This window comes from Gilliamella sp. X-46 (genome assembly GCF_057063525.1).
Window position 1 is genome coordinate 19,776 of the sequence record NZ_JBXSQH010000016.1, and the last position, 21,368, is coordinate 41,143.

At 34.1% G+C, this 21,368-nt stretch carries 20 protein-coding genes and 1 tRNA gene; 11 read left to right on the forward strand and 10 right to left on the reverse strand.

Translation table 11 applies throughout. From position 1 onward, the window contains the following. Nucleotides 1-57: 57 nt before the first annotated feature. Nucleotides 58-1,098, reverse strand: coding sequence for a tagatose 1,6-diphosphate aldolase (locus ACYIAJ_RS09305; protein WP_483560190.1), 1,041 nt, complete (start codon nucleotides 1,096-1,098; stop codon nucleotides 58-60). Between the two features lie 240 nt (nucleotides 1,099-1,338). Here ACYIAJ_RS09305 and ACYIAJ_RS09310 point away from each other — a divergent pair, with 240 nt between their 5' ends. Together ACYIAJ_RS09310 and ACYIAJ_RS09315 are read left to right on the forward strand one after the other, a co-directional pair. Next, complete coding sequence (locus tag ACYIAJ_RS09310; protein ID WP_483560191.1) at nucleotides 1,339-2,658, forward strand: MFS transporter; 1,320 nt, start codon at nucleotides 1,339-1,341, stop codon at nucleotides 2,656-2,658. Between the two features lie 306 nt (nucleotides 2,659-2,964). After that, a complete protein-coding gene (locus ACYIAJ_RS09315; RefSeq protein ID WP_483560193.1) occupies nucleotides 2,965-4,410 on the forward strand; it encodes an APC family permease in 1,446 nt (481 codons plus the stop codon). A 122-nt stretch (nucleotides 4,411-4,532) separates the two neighbouring features. Here the strand turns inward: ACYIAJ_RS09315 and ACYIAJ_RS09320 are convergent, their stop codons facing one another. Further along, nucleotides 4,533-4,862, reverse strand: a complete 330-nt coding sequence (locus ACYIAJ_RS09320; RefSeq protein WP_483560195.1) for a PTS sugar transporter subunit IIA — start codon at nucleotides 4,860-4,862, stop codon at nucleotides 4,533-4,535. Nucleotides 4,863-4,994: 132 nt separating this feature from the next. Here ACYIAJ_RS09320 and ACYIAJ_RS09325 point away from each other — a divergent pair, with 132 nt between their 5' ends. After that, entirely contained in the window at nucleotides 4,995-5,165 is a 171-nt protein-coding gene (locus tag ACYIAJ_RS09325; RefSeq protein ID WP_483560230.1) for a substrate-binding domain-containing protein, read from the forward strand. A gap of 194 nt (nucleotides 5,166-5,359) precedes the next feature. On the opposite strand, the gene ACYIAJ_RS09330 is transcribed toward ACYIAJ_RS09325, so the two are convergent. Beyond that, a tRNA-Pro gene (locus tag ACYIAJ_RS09330) sits at nucleotides 5,360-5,436 on the reverse strand. Between the two features lie 73 nt (nucleotides 5,437-5,509). Further along, entirely contained in the window at nucleotides 5,510-6,646 is a 1,137-nt protein-coding gene (tgt, locus tag ACYIAJ_RS09335) for a tRNA guanosine(34) transglycosylase Tgt (RefSeq protein WP_483560197.1), read from the reverse strand. A gap of 136 nt (nucleotides 6,647-6,782) precedes the next feature. On the opposite strand from tgt, the gene ACYIAJ_RS09340 reads away from it, so the two are divergent. Continuing rightward, nucleotides 6,783-7,460, forward strand: a complete 678-nt coding sequence (locus tag ACYIAJ_RS09340) for a M48 family metalloprotease (protein WP_483560199.1) — start codon at nucleotides 6,783-6,785, stop codon at nucleotides 7,458-7,460. Between the two features lie 90 nt (nucleotides 7,461-7,550). Here the strand turns inward: ACYIAJ_RS09340 and queA are convergent, their stop codons facing one another. After that, nucleotides 7,551-8,591, reverse strand: a complete 1,041-nt coding sequence (gene queA, locus ACYIAJ_RS09345) for a tRNA preQ1(34) S-adenosylmethionine ribosyltransferase-isomerase QueA (protein ID WP_483560201.1) — start codon at nucleotides 8,589-8,591, stop codon at nucleotides 7,551-7,553. Nucleotides 8,592-8,744: 153 nt separating this feature from the next. Here queA and loiP point away from each other — a divergent pair, with 153 nt between their 5' ends. Next, nucleotides 8,745-9,503 (forward strand): metalloprotease LoiP, encoded by a 759-nt coding sequence (gene loiP / locus ACYIAJ_RS09350; RefSeq protein ID WP_483560203.1) that lies wholly within the window; start codon nucleotides 8,745-8,747, stop codon nucleotides 9,501-9,503. A 514-nt stretch (nucleotides 9,504-10,017) separates the two neighbouring features. On the opposite strand, the gene ACYIAJ_RS09355 is transcribed toward loiP, so the two are convergent. Continuing rightward, nucleotides 10,018-11,232, reverse strand: a complete 1,215-nt coding sequence (locus ACYIAJ_RS09355) for a pyridoxal phosphate-dependent aminotransferase (RefSeq protein WP_483560204.1) — start codon at nucleotides 11,230-11,232, stop codon at nucleotides 10,018-10,020. 142 nt (nucleotides 11,233-11,374) lie between these two features. Between ACYIAJ_RS09355 and ACYIAJ_RS09360 the strand changes: the two genes are divergently transcribed. The 3 genes from ACYIAJ_RS09360 to ACYIAJ_RS09370 all read left to right on the forward strand — a co-directional run bounded on the left by ACYIAJ_RS09360 (nucleotide 11,375) and on the right by ACYIAJ_RS09370 (nucleotide 13,872). Next, complete coding sequence (locus ACYIAJ_RS09360; protein ID WP_091350381.1) at nucleotides 11,375-11,644, forward strand: ACT domain-containing protein; 270 nt, start codon at nucleotides 11,375-11,377, stop codon at nucleotides 11,642-11,644. A gap of 35 nt (nucleotides 11,645-11,679) precedes the next feature. Further along, nucleotides 11,680-13,035 (forward strand): DUF711 family protein, encoded by a 1,356-nt coding sequence (locus ACYIAJ_RS09365; protein ID WP_483560205.1) that lies wholly within the window; start codon nucleotides 11,680-11,682, stop codon nucleotides 13,033-13,035. A 585-nt stretch (nucleotides 13,036-13,620) separates the two neighbouring features. Then, nucleotides 13,621-13,872 (forward strand): hypothetical protein, encoded by a 252-nt coding sequence (locus ACYIAJ_RS09370; RefSeq protein WP_483560206.1) that lies wholly within the window; start codon nucleotides 13,621-13,623, stop codon nucleotides 13,870-13,872. Here the strand turns inward: ACYIAJ_RS09370 and ACYIAJ_RS09375 are convergent. The 4 genes from ACYIAJ_RS09375 to ACYIAJ_RS09390 form a co-directional block, all read right to left on the reverse strand. After that, nucleotides 13,764-14,774, reverse strand: a complete 1,011-nt coding sequence (locus tag ACYIAJ_RS09375) for a hypothetical protein (RefSeq protein ID WP_483560207.1) — start codon at nucleotides 14,772-14,774, stop codon at nucleotides 13,764-13,766. The two genes, ACYIAJ_RS09370 and ACYIAJ_RS09375, sit on opposite strands and share 109 nt — an antisense overlap. A gap of 31 nt (nucleotides 14,775-14,805) precedes the next feature. Beyond that, the gene (locus ACYIAJ_RS09380; protein WP_483564691.1) at nucleotides 14,806-15,684 is read right to left on the reverse strand and encodes a hypothetical protein; all 879 of its coding nucleotides are present in this window, start codon (nucleotides 15,682-15,684) and stop codon (nucleotides 14,806-14,808) included. Between the two features lie 168 nt (nucleotides 15,685-15,852). Further along, complete coding sequence (locus tag ACYIAJ_RS09385; RefSeq protein ID WP_483560209.1) at nucleotides 15,853-17,691, reverse strand: hypothetical protein; 1,839 nt, start codon at nucleotides 17,689-17,691, stop codon at nucleotides 15,853-15,855. Between the two features lie 40 nt (nucleotides 17,692-17,731). Next, the gene (locus ACYIAJ_RS09390) at nucleotides 17,732-18,601 is read right to left on the reverse strand and encodes a hypothetical protein (protein ID WP_483560211.1); all 870 of its coding nucleotides are present in this window, start codon (nucleotides 18,599-18,601) and stop codon (nucleotides 17,732-17,734) included. 565 nt (nucleotides 18,602-19,166) lie between these two features. Here ACYIAJ_RS09390 and ACYIAJ_RS09395 point away from each other — a divergent pair. Genes ACYIAJ_RS09395 through ACYIAJ_RS09405 form a run of 3 tightly spaced genes read left to right on the forward strand, consistent with a single transcriptional unit; the run spans nucleotide 19,167 to nucleotide 21,318 of the window. Next, complete coding sequence (locus tag ACYIAJ_RS09395) at nucleotides 19,167-19,643, forward strand: PTS sugar transporter subunit IIA (RefSeq protein ID WP_483560212.1); 477 nt, start codon at nucleotides 19,167-19,169, stop codon at nucleotides 19,641-19,643. A gap of 9 nt (nucleotides 19,644-19,652) precedes the next feature. Beyond that, a complete protein-coding gene (locus ACYIAJ_RS09400; protein ID WP_091350389.1) occupies nucleotides 19,653-19,931 on the forward strand; it encodes a PTS sugar transporter subunit IIB in 279 nt (92 codons plus the stop codon). A gap of 10 nt (nucleotides 19,932-19,941) precedes the next feature. Further along, a complete protein-coding gene (locus ACYIAJ_RS09405) occupies nucleotides 19,942-21,318 on the forward strand; it encodes a PTS galactitol transporter subunit IIC (RefSeq protein ID WP_483560214.1) in 1,377 nt (458 codons plus the stop codon). Nucleotides 21,319-21,368: the final 50 nt, after the last annotated feature.

Genomic DNA, 21,368 nt, shown 5'->3' on the forward strand with positions numbered 1-21,368 from the left:
ACATCATAATAAAGAACGGGGGAAATAGAAATAACCCCCGTTTGTTTTTTTGATTTATTAATTACTTAATTTAATATCAATTACTTCAATATTATCTTTGCCACCATAGATATCATACCAAGGTGTAGCGTATTGTTTTAATATTTTGTTAAGCTGTTCAACGTTTTCACGACCAGTTTGATCTAACCAACGTTTTAAGCCCTCTTTACCACCATTTGCATAGGCTGCAACACCTTCAAACCATGTTGCACGACCGCCTAAAATACCGCTATATTTAGCACCATTTTCACCAGCAAAAATCAGTTCTTGGTGGAAGGTTTTTGTTGGTACGCCCGCACTTAAATAAATGAAAGGGCGCGTTGCGGCATCGCTGGCTTGTTTAAAGTAGTCTGCTGCTTGTTTTTGCGTGTAGACAACGACGTTGTTGTCGTTAAAGTCTTCTACATTTTTAAACAGCACAGGAACTTCGACTTTTAAAATATCAATGTAATATTGTTCTTTAGTAAATTCTTTAATGGTATTAATGACTTTTTGTGGTTTGATTTTTGCAAATTCAGGGCTTTTATCGTCAGTTATCACGTTATCATATACAATAGGTTCAACAAAAACAGGAATATCGGCAGCTCTTGCTTCATTGCCTAAACGTTCTAAAAAAGCGTGCTTTTTATCTAAAATATCTTGAGGATCATCAGGATTATAATAAACCAATACTTTTGCGGCATCCGCCCCTTTTTTTATTAAACGTTGTAATGAATCTTCGGGCAAAATATCGGGTAATCGCCCTGGCGTATTAGCGTCATATCCAGTTTTTTCGTATGACATGATTAATCCTGCATTACTATTTTTGGCAGCCATGCCTTTAAAGCCATATTCTTCATCTAACAAAATTGCACTGACATATTTAGTTAACTCTTGAGAAACGAGCTCTTTAAATTCATACACCATATCAATATGATAACGATCTTTACCAACGGCCGATTCCATCATCTTAACCATTGAACCTCGTTGATCGATCGCTAACGCAGCGATAACACCATCTTGGTTTGATAGTTGCTGCATACGTGTGAATTTGCCACGAGAAATACATTTTTTAGCCATTTTATAGCTCTCCCATTTATTATGAGATTTCATTGTAGTTTTTTTGTTTGGTTGTTTATTAATCATTTGTGCTAGTTTTAGCGCTATACTTAATTAAAGCGAACTCAATTATTATGTAATGCGATGATGATTGAGTTTACATCATCGTGCGAGCAAAGATTTCCTTTAAAAAAATAAGCGTTAGGGTATAGTAGTTCACAATGTTAAACTGTTTGTAAACAATAATTTACAAGGATCCACATGCAAGATGTAGTAACCCATACACCGACAAGAACTCTAAATGTTCAGGACTATAAAACATTGGCTCTTTCCGCATTAGGTGGAGCATTAGAATTTTATGATTTTATTATTTTTGTCTTTTTTTCAATAACCATAAGTCATCTGTTTTTTCCAAATGATATGCCGGCTTGGCTTAGTCAAGTTCAAACTTTTGGTATTTTTGCTGCTGGATATTTGATTCGCCCATTCGGTGGTATTGTAATGGCGCACTTTGGCGATCTGTTCGGTCGCAAAAAAATGTTTACGTTAAGTATATTACTTATGGCATTACCAACACTATTTATAGGTTGTTTACCTACTTACACGCATATTGGTATTTTTGCACCTCTATTATTGTTATTAATGCGATTGTGTCAGGGATTAGCGGTTGGTGGTGAAGTTCCAGGGGCTTGGACTTTTGTTGCTGAGCATGTGCCGAAAAATAAAATTGGATTGGCATGTGGCATTTTAACCAGTGGATTAAGTCTAGGTATTTTACTCGGTTCGTTAGTTTCAGCAGCTATGAATAAATTCTTATCAGCCGAACAACTCATTGATTGGGGATGGCGTATACCATTTATTATCGGTGGTGTTTTTGGATTGATTGCAATGTATTTACGTCGTTGGTTAAAAGAAACACCAATTTTTCTGGAAATGCAAAAGCGTAAACAACAAGAATTGGCTAAAAAAATACCAGTTATAACTGTGTTAACGCAGTATTTACCTCAGACTATTTTGTCAATGTTACTCACTTGGGTGCTATCTGCAGGTATTATGGTGATTATGCTAATGACACCAATTTTATTACAAAAGCAATTTGGCTACTCGCCGATCGATGCGTTGCAAGGAAATATATTGGCAATTATTGGGCTCATTATAAGTTGTACTTTTTATGGCATGATGATGGATAAATTTGCTATGGGAAAAGTGATATTTATAGGTTGTACTATTGCAACCATTGTTATCGCTATTTTTTATCTTTCATTAGATAATCCGCACCTTTTATTCGTGACTTATTCATTAACGGGTTTTGTCGTTGGTATTGTCGGTTCTTTTGCTTATTTTATGGTGACCGTGTTTCCTACTCAGATTCGTTACAGTGGGGTATCGTTTTCATTTAATATGGCTTACGCCATTACCGGCGGATTAACCCCTTTGTTGATCTCCTTTTTGAGTGATTTTGTGAGCAAAATGGCGCCTGCCATTTATGTTATTGGATTATTTGGATTTGGTGCATTGATTGGGTTATTTTTATTAATTAATAATAACAGTCAAAAGTATATCGCTAAAGATATTGCATAATAAATACTGACCGTAGAACTTTAATTATTATTTAGTTATATAGGAAAATATCAATGATATGATTGAGAAAATGTAGGCTGGTAAAATTCGAGGTCGTATGGTTGTTGATATGAAAGCGAAGAAAAATGAATAATTTTTCAAAAATATAACGAATAAAAAGTCAGTTCTTGCTGACTTTTTATTTATTTTATCATACTTATTTTTTAAGTTTTTAATTAGGTAAAGTGAATCTTTCTTGTATTTTATAAATAAATCCCTATTATGAATAAATTTTTTACGTTTATTTATATATTTCAGGGGATCTTTATGTCAGAACATAATTTAGAAAATAAATTAAGGAAAGATCTTGGTTTAGTTTCTGCATTATCACTGGTTGTGGGAATGGTTTTAGGGGCCGGTGCTTTTATGAAACCCCCTGCAGTACTAGAAGTCGCTGGTGATTATTATTATGCACTATTAGCTTGGTTAATTGGTGGTGTTATTTCTATTTGTGGCGGGTTAACGCTTTGCGAACTAGGTGTTATGTTTCCAAAAACTGGTGGAATGCTCGTTTATTTAGAAAAAATCTATGGTGCCAAAATTTCTCATCTTTATGGTTGGATGATGACAGTCATTTTTTCGCCTGCTTTAATTGGTGCACTAGTAGGCTATTTTAGTTCGGTGTTTTGTTCATTATTTGAAATTGAAAGTACATACAAAATGGCAGTAGGAGCTGGAGCATTAGGTTTTATTGCTTTTATTAATGCAATTGGTGTTAAACAAGCTGGCTATCTGCAAACTATTGCGACGGCTTGTAAATTGATCCCAATATTGTTACTAGCGATATTTGGATTATGTAAAGGTAATGGGCAAGTTGCATTATTTAGTGCTAGTGGTCAGGGTATTGAGACGTATGCCCCCTTTGCTGTTGCGATCTTAGCTACATTATTTGCTTATGATGGCTGGGCTCAAGTAGCATCGGTTGCGGGTGAAATTAATAATCCAGCTAAAGTATTGCCTAAAGCAATTATTTTGGGAATTATATTTTTAGTCATTGTCTATGCTTGTATCAATATTGCATTATTTAAAATCTTTCCAGTTCAAGAGATGGTCTCATTAGGACATAAGGCTTCTTCTGTTGCATCGCAACGTCTGTTTGGACATTTAGGTGGTAATTTGGTTGCAGTTGGTATCATGGTCTCAATTTTGGGAGGAATTAATGGCTATATAATGACATTATCACGTACTATTTTTAGTATGGCTGAGCGAGGCAATATCGTTGGTGCGCGCTATTTAAGCACAATAGATGAAGACAGCCGTTCACCGGTAAATGCAATTTTAGTGCTTGTCGTTTTTTCATTTTTATACTCGGTATTATTAGATGCCGATCGTTTGTCTGAAATTTCGATGTTTTCGATTTGGTTTTTTTATTTATTAACTTTTATTGGTGTTATTATAGCCAGAAAAAAATACCCTAATATACCAAGATCTTATAAAGTAATTGGCTATCCACTTATTCCTATTATTGCTATTGCGGGTTCTCTTTATGTCATTTATGGTATGCTGATTCATCAAACAGAAAATGGTATTGCATCAATCGTACTGACATTAATTGGTTTACCGATGTATTATTACTATCAAAGTAAGAACCAAAATAGAGATCTGTCAGTTGGTGAAGTGAAAAAGTATCGTATCAAAACACAATACACTACAGCGATATTAGCAATTGGTGTTGTTGCTTTGTTAATCATGTATGGCAGTATGGCTAGCTAATAGCACCTTGATTACTGATTAAATAGTTTGTTTGATAATATTTTAAAGTGGTAGCAAGAGAAACCAATAATTTTGGTTTCTTTTTATTGATTTTAATTGAATTTAATAAAGTTCGATAAAAGCTAAAATTTCATCACGATTTCGCTGGTGCTATCATTGTCTGCTAATAGAGTAATTAAATAGACAGGGTCATTCTCTTGAGAGTTAAATTTAACTCTTTGCTTGACTAATAACATGGATAAACCTAATTGATCTATACCTTGTTCTAGTCTAGCAATACCCTGTGCCAATACGTAATAAGGCCCTATTGATTCATGCAGCTCAAAAATAGCCTTAATATAACTTGGTGGAATGGTATTATTTTTTAATAATGGCGCAGAACAAAGTTGTATTGCCTTTTTTCGATCACTGACAGAATTGATAACATTGATTGTTGTTAAGTAGGTTAACATACTGAATAAACACTAGGTATTAAAAAATAATAGAAATGTGATAGCCCTAAATATGCTGGTGTGGGAACAATGACTGTATCAAAAGCTTTACGAATGCCAGGTTTCCGATAAGCTTAATCAAAATATCCAATTATCTGTGAGGGATTTGGTGATAATGAGTTTAGTCGAGTTAGCTTTCCCCCTTTGACAACAGTGGCATTGCAAGCCAAACAAATTGGGGAATACATTGCAACTTTATTATTAAATAAGCTAAAAACACAGCAGAACAGTATAAGTCAGGTTTATCGACATTATTTCCCGTGATTAAATCCCGTGACAGTTTATAGTTTTGATAAAGATTAGATAGAATAAAAACGATATTAGATTCTAGTTTTTAGTTGCATTATTAAAGCAACGTTATTTTGCTAAGTTAGGTTTGAAATATAAATCGGTTTTTATCATTTCGAAATAGGGATAATAAAAAGCCTACTCATATGAGCAGGCTTTTCTAATAAAATTGGTCGGCGAGAGAGGATTCGAACCTCCGACCCACTGGTCCCAAACCAGTTGCGCTACCAAGCTGCGCTACTCGCCGTTAGGAAGCGCATAATACTGCGCTAACTAAAAAGTGTCAATACTTACCGCAAAAAATTATGCCCATTACGTGTTTATTTTGATAAAGGTGCCGGTGTTTTACCTATGCGTTGATAAAATTCGACAACAAAATCTTCATAACGTTTGTTAGCAACAGCTTCACGAATTTCTGTCATTAAGCGTTGGTAATAACGTAAATTGTGGATGGTATTTAAACGCGCACCTAAAATCTCACCACACTTATCTAAATGATGAAGATAAGATTTAGTATAATTCTTACACGTATAACAGTCACAATGAGGATCAAGTGGTGTGGTGTCGTCTTTATATTTAGCATTCCGGATTTTTATCACACCATCGGTAACAAATAAGTGGCCATTACGCGCATTTCGGGTTGGCATTACACAGTCAAACATATCAATTCCGCGGCGTACTCCTTCAACTAAATCTTCAGGTTTACCTACTCCCATTAGGTAACGAGGTTTATCGGCAGGTAATTGTGGACAAGTACCTTCTAAAATTCGGTGCATATCCGCTTTAGGTTCTCCAACAGCCAATCCCCCAACTGCATAGCCATCAAAGCCAATTTCGGTTAATCCTTTAATTGAGATATCACGTAATTCCTGATGTATACCTCCTTGCACGATACCAAATAGCGCATTTTTGTTGCCTAATTCATTAAATCTCTGGCGACTTCGTTTGGCCCAGCGTAATGACATCTCCATTGATTTTTTGACGTAATCCCAATCTGCAGGAAAGGGCGCACATTCATCAAAAATCATGACAATATCTGAACCTAAATCGTATTGAATTTCCATTGAAATTTCGGGGGATAAGAAAATCGAATCTCCATTGATTGGATTACGGAAATAGACGCCTTCTTCTTTGATTTTGCGAATATCTCCTAAACTAAAAACTTGAAACCCACCAGAATCGGTTAAAATAGGGCCATGCCATTGCATAAAGTCATGTAAGTCGCCATGTTTGCGCATGATTTCTTGCCCAGGCCTTAACCATAAATGGAATGTATTACCAAGTAAGATTTGAGCCCCGGTTGCTGCAACCTCTTCAGGTGTCATACCTTTTACGGTTCCATAAGTACCAACAGGCATAAATGCTGGAGTTTCAACAGTATATTCGACTCCTCGGCGATCGAATTTCATACGACCTCGACGTGCTAACCCGTCGGTATTGTCTAATTCAAATTTCATTTTTTATTAACCTCTTGCGACCAAATAAACAGTTTGGCGCCAATCATTGTTATACTACGTAGTAGTATCATTCATTTGCGGGGCATAGTTTATCGTGCTAGGTCTCAATAGACAATATAGAAAGGAATTAAAACCCTTGAAACATATTATTTCATTTATAATGTCATGCTTTTTATTTAGTGTATTGGTTGGTTGTCAAAACCAAAATAATGACACTACATTTATTATTACATCTGAACAAATTAAACAGTTGTCTGAACAAGATCTTGTGGCTATTGGAGCACAATCGTGTACGCAATCAGATAAACGATCTGTTATTGCTAATGAAAATAGTTGGCTTTACAAAAGACTTGAAATGCTAACCCAAACATTACCTAAACAAGTTAATAATATTGAAGTAACTTACAAAGTTTATTTAAATACCGAACCTAATGCGTGGTCTACAGTTAATGGTTGTATTCGTATAAATAGTGGGCTAATGAAATTACTGAATGATAATGAGCTACAGGCTGTTTTAGCTCATGAGCAAGCTCATATTGCCCTTAAGCATGCTATAAAATCTTTTAGACTTGCCCCTTATGTTGAGCTAGTTAATAACGATATTGTTGTTCTTATTAAAGAAGATATTGCCCAACAATATGAGTTTGAAGCGGATCATTATGCTTTAGATTTATTAATACGCGAAAATATTAATCCTATAGGCCTTGTAACTATGTTAAAAAAGATGCCGATTCATTCAACCCAAAAAATAACATCACATCCGTCAAATACAAAACGTATTGATCGTATTTTAGGTAGATTAAGCAATAAATAAGTATTTATATGGATAGTTTTAAAATAGCCAATAAAGTTTTAGTTATTATGGCTTAGTCTAATTTTATTTGGCTATTTATTTAACATGCCTTTAAGATTGGTTATCCTCAGTGGTGATAAACATGGCATCACCGTAACTAAAAAATCGATAGTTTTCATTAACTGCATGTTGATAAGCATTCATGGTATTTTGGTAACCAGCAAATGCAGAAACAAGCATAATCAAGGTTGATTCAGGTAAATGGAAATTGGTAATAAGTGAATCAATAACCTTAAATTGATAGCCCGGATATATAAAAATTTGGGTATCAGCAAAAAAAGATGCTATTTTTCCTGTTTTTTGTGCAGCACTTTCTAAAGCTCGAACAGACGTTGTCCCTACAGCGATAACTTTATTGTTTCTTGCTTTACACGCTAACACTGCTTCCACAACAGATTCAGGTACTTCGGCATACTCAGAGTGCATAACATGTGTTTCAATATTTTCAACTCTAACCGGTTGGAACGTTCCTGCGCCGACGTGTAAAGTAACAAATGCCATTTCAACCCCTTTTTGTTTTAATTTTTCTAATAGAGGATTATCAAAATGAAGGCCAGCCGTCGGTGCAGCAACAGCACCAGGCACTTTGCTATAAACTGTTTGATAAATTTCACGGTCTTGGTCATCATCTGGACGATCGATATAAGGCGGTAATGGAATATGACCAATTTTATTTAAAATGCTAAGTATATCATCAGGAAACTGTAATTCAAATAAAGCATCGTGGCGTGCTAGCATGGTAACATAAATAGACGCATCTTCTCCTAATATCATTTCAGAGCCTACTTTGGGTGATTTTGATGCCTTAATATGCGCAAGAGCTCGGTTACTATCTAATATTTTTTCAATCAATATTTCAACTTTTCCTCCTGAAGCTTTTTTCCCATATAAGCGAGCAGGAATAACTTTCGTATTGTTAAAAATAAGTAAATCGCCAGGATTTATTTTATCTATAATATCAGTAAATACATTATCTTCAATTTTACCTGTGTGGCTATCAAGTGATAAAAGTCGACATGCACTTCTGGTTTTGGAAGGATGTTGGGCAATCAGCTCTTTGGGGAGATAAAAATCAAAATCGGATAGTTGCATAATTGTGTTCCTCAAAAAATGAGGCATTAGTCTAAAGCCCTCATAATACCTAAGCAAGTAATTATTTATTGATTATTATGATAGTTGCGTTAAAATTTCACCCGTCTAAAAAAAATAGGCAATTGAAATTTATATTGATATAAGGAAAAGAGTATGAAAAAACATCAAAAAACATTGTTGGTTGCACTACCTTTAGTTGCTGCAATGTCTCTAGTTGGTTGTAAAAACATGAGTGCAGATGACTTAACTAGTCTTGGAATGAAAGGTTTGAAAGCTGCAACTTTAAGTGATAATGATGTGAAAGCATTAAGTCAAAAATCATGCGCTGAAATGGATGCCCAATCAAAAATCGCTCCTGCAAAAAGTGCTTATACTAAACGATTAAATAAAATCGCTAAAGCCCTTGGTAATAACTTAGATGGAACTCCAATTAACTATAAAGTATACATTACAAAAGATGTTAATGCTTGGGCGATGGCTAATGGTTGTGTTCGTGTCTATAGTGGTTTAATGGACATGATGACTGACAATGAAATTGAAGGTGTTTTAGGCCACGAATTAGGTCACGTTGCTTTAGGTCATAGCAAGAAAGCTATGCAAGTTGCTTATGCAACCGAAATAGCACGTGATGCAGCGGCAGCATCAGGTAATGCAGCAGTAGCTTCATTATCTAAATCTAAATTAGGTGCTTTAGCATCAGCTGTGATTAATTCTCAGTTTTCACAAAAACAAGAACAAGATGCAGACAATTACTCTTTCGATTACTTAGTTAAGAAAAAAATTAATCCAGCAGGTCTTGCAACTGCATTTGATAAATTAGGTGGCGGTGATTCTTCAATTTTAAGTAGTCATCCATCTTCATCAGATCGCGCTAAAAACATTCGTAAAAAACTAGCTGAACTAAAAAAATAAAAAATAGTTATTCTTAGTCTAAAGCGCCATTCATGGCGCTTTTTTTTGCTATCTATCAAGTGTTGGCTCAGGGAGTGAAGAAAATAAAACCTGATAAAATAATGTCAAACTCTAAGATAGATAAAATTGATGAAATAAAAAAGCCGGTTTTTGGATTAGTCAATTTTTTATTCTAATTGCAACAGTTGCGGCGGGATACTTAGTAGCAAATCAAGGTTATAAACAAGCTGTTCAATTCGAAAACATGAGAAGTTATAAAGAAAACTTCTACCTTCAGAAATCTTTGCAATTTGAATTAACTGATAATATTGCTATTTTGGGATACGCAGTTAGCCTTTAAATTTTATACATTTGTTTGGGATAATATGAAGTTTTCGTCAACAACACTAGCAACTCAACGTTTTATTGTGAGGGTGCTTGTCTTCATGATGAAATAGTTAAAGGTAATATGGCTATTTTGATTGATCTATTAAATTTATTCCCAGTAAAAACTGGGAATAAATGAATTATCGATTTATTGTTTATAAGAAGATAAGAATTTAGCAAATCGCCCAATAGCATCTTCAAGTTCACCGGAATGAGGTAATGCAACAATTCTAACATGATCGGGTTTATGCCAATTAAATCCAGTCCCTTGTACAAGTAGCACTTTTTCTTGCAATAAGAAATCCAGAACTAATTTTTGATCGTTATGGATGTTAAATTTTTTCTGATCTAATTTTGGAAATAGATACAAAGCACCTTGTGGTTTGGTACATGAAACGCCGGGTATGTCATTAAGAAGTCTCCAGGCCAACATACACTGATCGTATAGTCGTCCTCCTGGTACAATAAATTCATTGATACTTTGATAACCACCTAGTGCACCTTGAATTGCATGTTGTAATGGTACATTGGCACATAAGCGCATTGAAGCCAACATATTTAAGCCTTCAATATAGCCTTTTACGTGGTGTTTAGGGCCACAAAGTGCCATCCAACCTTGCCTGAACCCAGCAACGCGATAAGTTTTTGATAGACCACTCATGGTAATAACAAATAAATCGGGCGCTAATGCGGCAATAGAATAATGCTCGGCATCATCATATAAAATCTTATCGTAAATTTCGTCAGCAAAAATAATTAAATTATGTTGTCTAGCGATTTCCGCAATTTCAAGTAACACATCTTTACTATAAACCGTACCAGTTGGGTTATTGGGATTGATAATCACTATTCCTTTCGTTTTTGGGGTGATTTTTTGTTTAATATCTTCTAAATCTGGTGACCAGTTTGCTTCTTCATCGCAAAGATAGTGCACAGCATTACCGCCAGACAAGCTAACTGCAGCTGTCCATAATGGATAATCAGGCATAGGAACGAGTATTTCATCACCACTATTAAGTAATGCCTGCATAGATTGCACTATTAGTTCTGATACACCGTTGCCAATGTAAATATCTTCAACATCTAAACTATTAATTCCTCGGGCTTGATAATGTTGCATGATTGCTTTACGAGCAGAATAAAGACCTTTGGAGTCACAATAACCCTGTGAAGAAGATAAATTTCTAATTACATCAACTAATAATTCATCAGGGGCAGCAAAACCGAAAGGAGCGGGATTTCCAATGTTGAGTTTAAGAATAGTTTGACCTTCTTCTTCGAGTCGCTTTGCATGTTCAAGAATTGGTCCACGAATGTCATAACAAACATGTTCCAATTTATTGGATTTTTGGAAATTCACCATAATATCGCCCTTTATATTTATTGTGATAGTTTTTTGTTTTAATAAAAAACAATCTACTCCTATTTCGATAATTTTTGAAGATGCTATTATAGTTAGCTCAATAAATACTATTTAATTGTCTAAAATTTGTGCGGGGAGTATTATGAAAACTATTTTAACAGTCATCGGCAAAGATCAAACGGGAATTATCGCTGGTATTAGCCAAAAATTGTATGAACTAGATATTAATATTTTAGATGTCAGCCAAACCATTATGGATGAATATTTTACGATGATTATGCTACTTGATTTATCTAAAATTAAAGTGTCATTTGATGAGGTAAAAACAACTCTTATCCAAACAGGCGATAAGCTTAAGGTCAAGGTCAACTTACAACGTGAAGAAATTTTTGATGCTATGCATCGTTTGTAATATTAATTCGTTGTTTATTTAAAAGGATAGTTCTAATGGAAACAAAACAGATCCTCGAAACCATTAAAATGATTGAGGAAGAAAAGCTTGATATCCGCACAATAACCATGGGTATTTCTCTCCTTGATTGTATAGATAGTAATGGTGAAAAAGCACGGCAAAAAATTTATGACAAAATCACACGATTAGCTAAAAACTTGGTCAAAGTTGGCAATGAGATTACCTCAGAATTTGGTATTCCAATTATTAATAAACGTATTTCTGTCACACCAATATCTTTGATTGCTGGTGCAAGCGATGATAAAGATTATGTCGCGTTTGCCAAAACACTGGATGAAGCGGCCAAAGCGGTAGATGTTAACTTTATTGGTGGTTTTTCGGCACTGGTGCAAAAAGGCTATCATAAAGGAGATGAGATTTTAATAAAATCCATTCCTCAAGCTTTAGCACAAACTGAACGAGTTTGCTCATCAGTTAATGTTGGTTCTACCCAAACGGGGATCAACATGGATGCTGTAAAGCAAATGGGACATATTATCAAAGAAGCGGCGAAATTAACGGCAGATAATAGCAGCATGGCATGCGCTAAGTTAGTTGTGTTTGCCAATGCGGTTGAAGATAACCCATTTATGGCTGGTGCCTTTCATGGTGTAGGTGAAGCTGATTGTGTGATTAATGTGGGTGTTAGTGGACCCGGTGTAGTTAAACGAGCGCTGGAAAAAGTTAAAGGTGAACCTTTTGATATTGTTGCTGAAACCATCAAAAAAACCGCATTTAAAATTACACGAATGGGACAATTGGTTGGTAAAGAAGCTTCTGAACGTTTAGGTGTTAAATTTGGAATTGTCGATTTATCGTTAGCGCCAACGCCAGCCATTGGTGACTCGGTTGCTCATATTTTAGAAGAAATGGGGTTAGAGGCAGTAGGCACGCATGGCACAACAGCGGCACTAGCTATGCTTAATGATGCAGTTAAAAAAGGTGGTGTGATGGCGTGTGGTCATGTTGGTGGTTTAAGCGGAGCATTTATTCCTGTTTCTGAAGATGCAGGTATGATTGATGCTGTTAATAACGGTGCATTAAATCTTGAAAAACTTGAAGCGATGACCTGTGTATGTTCAGTTGGACTCGATATGATTGCGATTCCTGGTGATACGCCGGCTGAAACTATTTCAGCAATTATTGCTGATGAGGCTGCAATAGGGGTGATTAACCATAAAACAACAGCGGTAAGAATTATTCCTGCGGAAGGTTTAAAAGTCGGCGATAATATCGAATTTGGTGGCTTATTAGGTCATGCACCAGTTATGCCGGTAAGCAAATTTGGTTCATGTGATTTCATCAACCGTGGGGGACGAATTCCTGCTCCAATTCATTCATTTAAAAATTAATATCTTAATTTTTAATGATCTAGTTATTTCCTTATTCTGTTTGCATTAAAGCAGGCGGAATACAGGGAAATCAACTTATTTATTTGGTAATGCTTAAAAGGCTATTTTGTTTCATTGGTTTTAGCTGTTTATTGGTGTGTGGGGTATTTTTTTATGCTCGTGAACTGCGTAAAGAAGTCATGCAGGATATAGCGGAAAAATAATGAATAAATGAGATCTAAAGTATTCGTTGAACATATTTTGCAATAAATCTGGTGGTAATATTAGTTGCCATCAGACAACGAACAATAAGGTAATTATTATATGGTTGTCGATAAGCGAATTCATGTTGTTTTAAAAGCATTAATTCATAATCCAAATATGAGTGGTGTAGAGCTTTAATCTGAATTTGGGTTAACTCGTAAACAGCTTAGTTATACTATTAAGAAAATTAATGACTTTCTTGAATCCTCTAATCTTGAATTAATTAAACGATTTAAAACTGGTAAATTTAGTGTTCCCAAATTAGTCATCGAAACCTTTAGGGATGAGCCTGTATCGCTTGCTATTGGACGTTATATTTATTCTGAAGATGAACGAGTTCATTTGCTACTCTTTTTTCTATTAATTAGAACGGAAAGGATGTCGTTAATACATCTTTCTTCGTTCCTTACCGTCAGTCAAAACACTGTTCTTAATGATATCAAAAAAGTACAAGCAATGATTGTTCAATATCATTTACAAATCAACTATGACCGCGAGAGAATGGTTATCGTATTATCGCCAATACTTTGTTCAAACATCGTATCGGTTAATAATGCATTACTTTTTTGTACATTCATGATTAATTTATTATAAGGATAGGGTTCATCTAAATCTTTTTGAGAATCGAAGATTTCTTCTGGCTCGTATTTTTTAGTTTTAACTACTTTGCCATTTTTATTTAAAATTTGATTTTCTATATGTTTGGGTTTTTCATAACGAATCACATGATTAGTTTTAATTCCTTGATTATCAAAATAATCATCAATTGCGTAGATACCATCTTGTCTAATATAGGATTCAATGACTGAATTTCCTGATTTTATATTTTTTCTAATTGCTTTGGTCATTAATCCCGTATCTTCATCAAAAAATACCTCAGAAGAATATATAATATTGTGATCATTATCATATAATTCTATTTTAAGGTTTTTTAAATTATGATTTTGCCAATAATCATAATGATAATGATTAATTGTTGATAAAGGTCTTTTTTGGATACTGACCACTATGCCATGTTTTTTTTCAACCCGTAAATAGCAAGGTAGCTCAAAAACCTCTTTGAATGAGGCTTGTTTATGTAATTGCTTATGTTCATCTAAGGTATAAAAATAAACTCCATCAGCTAGCGATTGAAAGGAATCTGTTGGATATAATATTTCGATAATATTACGCTTACGCTGCCATACATCGTTGTATTGATAGTTTTTATTTAATTTTACCTGAGCTATATTTTGAATAGCCATTTTATACATTTTGGGTTTTGTTTCTAAATTAACTAATGACGAGAATAGCTCTTTTTCAGGGACACTGTATTTATTATTAAGAAAGTTTAGAAAATCATGTTGAAAATAGACATTATCAGGTACAATGCCCTGAGCTTTTAATTTTTGTATCATTTGTTGTTGATTATTTATGTTTACCTCTGCTAAAACACAGTGAAAAGTTCTCACCCATAATAAAAAAGGGATTAAGCATATCTTTACCAAGTTTTTCATATCGTCTTCAACTCCTTTCAAATTAGATTTACTAGTTGTTGTATTCCGGCTTTGCATTTTCAGATATATCTAATAGTTTTTTCATTAGTATTTTTCTTATTATATTTTTTTCTGTTGTTTTTTTAGAAAGGTTATCTAAAGATTTTTTATAACGGATAAAATGCCTATCTTGCTCTAGCCCAATACAATCAGGATCAGCTAAATTACAGGTGGCTAATAATAAAAACAAAAAAGTATGGCAATTGGTTTCCTTATAACTGTCATTGGTCCAACTCCATTCTTCATGTGTCCCATCCTGTTGTATTGCATCAAATATCTGCTCTTCATTTCGCGTATCATTAGGCAACAAATAAGGCGATGTTGTAAATTTGATTTTCTCCAAATGGAAATGACCATTTTGATGCGGCTCAAAGGCTCGGCAAGAATGGTCATTATTATTTTTTTTGCGCCCTGCATTTCGATCTTTTGTTGGCGTTAATTCAGTTAATTCTTTGTTGTGATCTTTCTTTTGTCTTTTGGAGTGGTCACCATTTAAAGTACCATCGCTAGAAATGATGTTTTTGCCATTAAAAATATTTATAGGTTGGAAAGGAAAACCTACAGGATACCAACCATAACTTTCCCGAAAGCTATTGGCTTTACTTGAGATTTGTGATGGATTTTTATTGTTATCAACAAGATCTTTTTCTTTTAATCCCCTTTCACGTGAATTTTTCATTACTTCATCTATTTCAGATTCGTCTTCATGTAAAAATTTAATCCTAAAATGCCCAACTTCAAATATCAGCAAATTAATCGGTATTCTTCGAATTAAAATCTCTTCTAATGGTCTTACTCCCGCCTTGACTTTGGCAATGACTTTTGAGGATTGACGTGGATAGGTGACGGATTTTATGGTTATCCAAGTCATGAAATAATCCTTAATTTTTTTATCAATACGAGCTATATTTTCTATATAGTGACAATTGGTAATAGTAGTTTCCTTAGGTTCAATGTATTAAATTCTTTTTAGAAAAATGTCGTTGATTAACGCACCTTATTTAAGTTATCTAAATTATTTAGTTATTATTTTTTTTCATTAAACATGTTCAAATAGTATCATTTCAAAACCATCAGGGTTAAAAGGTAAATTATCATAGAGTTGAGGATTATTTTGGTCTTCAATTTCATGGGTGGTAAATAACACATTGCCTTTATTATCAAGATATTGGTTCAGGATATCTCCTTCATTTGATATTTCAATATGGTTAGTTTTAATGCCCTGCTCATTAAATCTTTCTAATATCGCAGCAATATTCTTCTTTTTACAATGTATAAATGTTCTGATGGTGGTTCCTTGTTCATTTTTGATAATTTGAGATAACGGTATATAACTACCTTTTTCATACTTGGTTTCTATCATTAATTTAGGTATCACTAGGCTTTCAAGTACGGTCAATTTACTGCTAATAGGGACATTTTTTTTATATTCAAATTCGGTGGATAACCACTGTATTCGTTTTTTTTGTAATATTGATATGATTTTGCCCATTTCTTTTTCAACACGGATATAAGTGGGTAAGCTAACTGCCTGCTCAATGCTATCTAATGGCGTTAATTGGTCTTTATCTGTCAACGTATAAAAATATACACCATTTTCTAATGATTTAAACTGCGCTAAAGGTAGTGAAATTGGCGATTGTTGCCATTTTGTTTTATTAATTTTTTTATACTGATAATTATCACCTATTTCTACTTGGATTAAATCGCTATATTTATCATGAGGAGATTGGTTTTCGGCCTCAATTAATGTTAATGGGGCTTGGTGGGGAAAGTTTTTGTATCGCTCTGCCATAAAACCGGGAAAAGGTAATTGATGGTAATAAACTTGCTTAGGTTTAATGCCTAAATATTCGACGCGTTGTTTAGCCTCACTATCGTATTTACTATTATCATCCAGACCCTGTTCAAACAACGAATCCGTAAATAACATATGGGCTTTTTTTACATCTATCATTAATTTATTGTAAGGATAGGGTTCGGGCAAATCTTTTTCAAAATCAAAGATGTCTTCAGGCTCCCTATTTTTTGTTTTTATAACTTGACCTGCTTTATTAAGTATTTGGTTTTCTGCATGTATTAGGGACTGGTTATGATGAATGACATGATTAGTTTTTATGCCTTGTTTGTTAAAGTAGTCCGCAATGCTATAAAGATTAATCTCTCTAATATAATTTTCAATTGAATAGCGCCCCGTTATCGGGTTTTTTCTCGTTGCTTGAGTCATTAGCCCCGTATTTTCATCAAAAAGGACTTCAGAGGTATAAATAATATTATGATTGTTATCATACATATCGAGGTTAAGCTGTTTTATGTTCTTATTGTCCCAATAATCATAACGATAATGCGTCATTGCAGCTAAAGGTCTTTTTTGAATACTGACCACAATACCATGCTTTTTTTCAACCCGCAGATAGCAAGGTAATTCAAACACTTCTTCAAATGAAGCGTGTTGTTGTAATTGTTTATGCTCATCTAAGGTATAAAAATAAACACCATCCTCTAGCGATTGAAAAGAATCGGTCGGATATAATATTTCAATAATATTGCGCTCCCGCTGCCATATATTACTATATTGATAATTCTGATTTAATTTGACCTGAGCAATATTTTGAGTTGCGATTTCATACATATCAGGATGGTTTTCTAGAGCAATTACCGATGTGGATAAATCTTCTTCAGGAAAGCTATATTTTTTATCAATAAAAATATCAAAATCACGTTGAAAATAGACTTTATTGGGTATAATGCCCTGTGTTTTTAGTTTTTTGACTAGTTGTGCTTGTTGGTCTTGCATCTTTACCTCGGCTAAAACAGATTGAAAAGTTGCTACCCATAATACAAAAGAAAATAAACATATTTTTATTAAATGTTTCATGTCATTATTAACTCCTTTAAATTTAGGTTTACTTATTACATTATTCAAGCTTCGCATTTTCAGATATATCTAATAGTTTTTTCATTAGTATTTTTCTTATTATATTTTTTTCTGTTGTTTTTTTAGAAAGGCTATCTAAAGATTTTTTATAACGGATAAAATGCCTATCTTGCTCTAACCCAATACAATCAGGATCAGCTAAATTACAGGTAGTTAATAATAAAAACAAAAAAGTACGGCAATTGTTTTTCTTATAACTGTCATTGGTCCAACTCCATTCTTCATGTGTCCCATTCTGTTGTATTGCATCAAATATCTGCTCTTCATTTCGCGTATCATTAGGCAACAAATAAGGCGATGTTGTAAATTTGATTTTCTCCAAATGGAAATGACCATTTTGATGTGGATCAAAGGCTCGGCAAGAATGGTCATTATTATTTTTTTTGCGCCCTGCATTTCGGTCTTTTGTTGGCGTTAATTCAGTTAATTCTTTGTTGTGATCTTTCTTTCGTCTTTTGGGATGGTTACCATTTAAAGTACTATCGCTAGAAATGATGTTTTTGCCATTAAAAATATTTATAGGTTGAAAAGGAAAATCTACAGGATACCAACCATAACTTTCCCGAAAGCCGTTGGCTTTACTTGAGCTTTGTAATGGATTTTCATCGTTATCAACAAGATCTTTTTCTTTTAATCCCCTTTCACGTGAATTTTTCATTACTTTATCTATTTCTGATTCGTCTTCATGTAAAAATTTAATCCCAAAATGCCCAACTTCAAATATCAGCAAATTAACTGGTATTCTTCGAATTAAAATCTTTTCTAATGGCCTCACTCCCGTCTTGACTTTGGCAATTACTTTTGAGGATTGACGTGGATAGGTGACGGATTTTACGGTTATCCAAGTCATGAAACAATCCTTAATTTTTTTATCAATACGAGCTATATTTTCTATATAGTGACAATTGGTAATAGCAGTTTCCTTAGGCTCAATGTATTAAATTCTTTTTAGAAAAATGCCGTTAGAACAAAATAGTACAAAGTCAAATGATATCCTTACTAAATATAAGGTCTTTGTCAAGCAACAGTTTGTTATCATTAACAATGACGTTGATTGACACACCTTATTTAAATTATTTAGAGGTCACTCTATAGCATAGAGATTTAACTCGAATTCCAGCGCTTGCTTTTTTATATTGATACAATGTTGTGCTTTATCATGGTTTTCTAGTTTACCTCCTTTGTTTTTATAATTGCGAATTGCTACTTCTGAGTTGCAATAGCTTAAGGGATAGCTACATCATTGTCCCTGTGATGAGCAATATCATGGATATTATTTGGTATCAAATCCATTCGTTTCTTTTACCTTAATTTCCTACAATTGATGCTATCAAATTAGTGTTGATTTAATTCTAGCAATAGCAAATTAACAATATTTCTAAAAGTTTGCTGATCACATCATGATGGAGGATGAAATGGGAAATGAATCTAACGACCAAATGTTTTTTCAAGATTTGATTCTTTTAGATAAAGACTTTCAAGATACAAATCAATTTTTCGATTTTACTTTTCCTATTTTAAAAAGTGGTGGTTATGTAAATCATTCCTTTTTAGATGCAATTAAACAAAGAGAGTCTTCATTTCCTACCGCATTACCAACTGAGCCTTATGTGGTTGCGATGCCGCATACTGATGTCGAACATGTTATTAGACCGTTTATCTTTTTTACTCGAGCCAAAGAAACCATTCCATGGCGTGAAATGGCAAATAATGACCATGTGTTAAAGGCTAACTTTGTGTTTTTGCTAGGGTTTAATCAAAAGGATGGGCATATTGATTTATTGCAAAAATTGATGTCCTGCTTTGTGAATTCGTGTTTTTTAGAAGAACTTTATCACGCAAAAACTGAACATGAAATTTTTACACTATTGACATCCAATATCAATTTATAAGGAGGCATTATGAAAAAAGTTATTGTTGCATGTGGCAGCGGAGTGGCCACATCACAAACCGTCGCCAGCAAGGTTACTCGTTTATTAAAAGAACGGAATCTTGATGAAATAAAAGTAGAAGTTGTTGATCTTAAATCTGTCGATACTCACATTAAAAATAGTGCTGCTTATATAGCGATAACTAAAATTGAAAAACAGTACCCTATTCCTGTCATCAATGGTATTGCGTTTTTAACAGGGATGAATATGGAAGCGGAGCTACAAAAAATTATTGATGCCTGTAAATAGGAGTACAAATATGGAATTTTTAGGAACAATTATAAATTATATTTTGAATTTAGGTGCGCCAGTTTTTGTACCATTCATTATGCTCATTGCGGGTTTAATTGTACGCATGAAATTTAGAGATGGTGCTTCGGCTGCCATTACGTTAGGTGTAGCATTTGTTGGTATGAGTATGTTGATTGGTTTTATGGTGGGTGCTATTGGCTTAGCAGCGCAAACTATGATGGAGCGAACAGGGATTGAATTGAGTATTATCGATGGCGGTTGGACAACTATGGCGAACGTATCTTGGGCTTGGCCATATGCTTTTCTTATGTTTCCTTTGCAAGTAGGTGTCAATATTTTAATGTTGGTACTAAAAAAGACTGATACCTTTAACGCAGACTTATGGAATGTGTGGGGGAAAATTTTTACCGCATTTATTGTTGTTGCCGTCGCTACACCAATTTTAGGTGCTGTTGTGGCTTTGCCTCTTGCCTTTATTATTGCTACTTTGCAGATCATATTAGAGCTTAATTCGGGGGATATTAACCAACATCGAATTGAAAAACTAACGGGTATTCCGGGGGTAACTTGTACTCATAGAATGTTATTTTTCAGTGCGATTTATTATCCTTTTGATCTACTCCTTCGCAAAATACCTATTTTAAATAAACCAATGGACGCAGCAACATTACGTTCTAAAATTGGTGTATTTGCTGAAAATCATGTGATTGGTTTTTTGTTAGGTGTGATTTTCGGGATTATTGCTGGTTATGATGTTGCAGCTATCTTAATGCTAGGTGTGCAAGCCGCTACAGCGCTTATGCTATTTCCAATGATTTCTAAGTTATTTATGCAGGCATTATCGCCAATTTCTGAAGCAATTAGTGAATATATGAATAAACGCTTTGCTGGACGTAAATTATTTGTTGGCTTGGATTGGCCATTTATGGGTGGTTCAAGTGAAATTTGGTTTACAGTTATCGCAGCTATTCCTTTTACCTTAATTTGGGCTGTTATTTTACCTGGTAACAAGCTTCTCCCTTTTGCTGGCATTATCAATTTGGCACTTATTGTTCCTGCATATATTTTAACTAAAGGAAACACATTAAGAATGGTGATTTTAGCCATCATTGGTGTGCCATTCTTCTTATTTGTTGGAACTCAATTTGCACCGATTATTACCGATTTAGGATTAACAACTAAGGCTATTGATATCCCAGCTAATCAGCTAATTTCAAATAGTTCAATTGATGCGCCTATTTTTACTTATGCATTTTCATTTATTTGGCAATGCTTAAAAGGCTATTTTGTTCCATTATTTTTTGCTGTTTATTGGTGTGTGGGGTATTTCTTTTATGCTCGTGAACTGCGTAAAGAAGCCATGCAGGACATAGCGGAAAAATAATGAATAAATGAGATCTAAAGCATTCGTTGAACATATTTTGCAATAAATCT